The 301-nt window shown below is 40.2% G+C and carries 1 protein-coding gene; it reads left to right on the forward strand.

The window, feature by feature from the left end; genetic code table 11:
* The coding region (locus AOA61_RS27725; protein ID WP_178075217.1) for an NAD(P)H-dependent oxidoreductase at positions 1–301 on the forward strand (301 nt) is incomplete at both ends.

The raw sequence follows: 301 nt of genomic DNA on the forward strand, positions 1-301 counted from the left end.
CAGTTCAACAGGAACAAACTATCAATTAGCAAAGTGGGCAGAAGAAGGAGCAAAAGAAGCAGGAGCAGACGTTAAAGTTTTAAAAGTACCTGAATTAGCACCTGATGCAGCAATCGATTCAAATCTATGGTGGCGAGCACACTTAGAAGAAACAAAGGATGTACCTGAAGTAACATTAGATGACCTTGAATGGGCAGATGCATTTATTTTCAGTACACCGACTCGATTTGGGAATATACCTGGACAGGTAAAACAGTTCCTAGATACAACAGGTGGATTATGGTTTAATGGAAAACTTGCC

This window comes from Pseudomonas sp. 2995-1 (assembly GCF_002742505.1).
GTDB classification, from domain to species: domain Bacteria; phylum Pseudomonadota; class Gammaproteobacteria; order Pseudomonadales; family Pseudomonadaceae; genus Aquipseudomonas; species Aquipseudomonas sivasensis.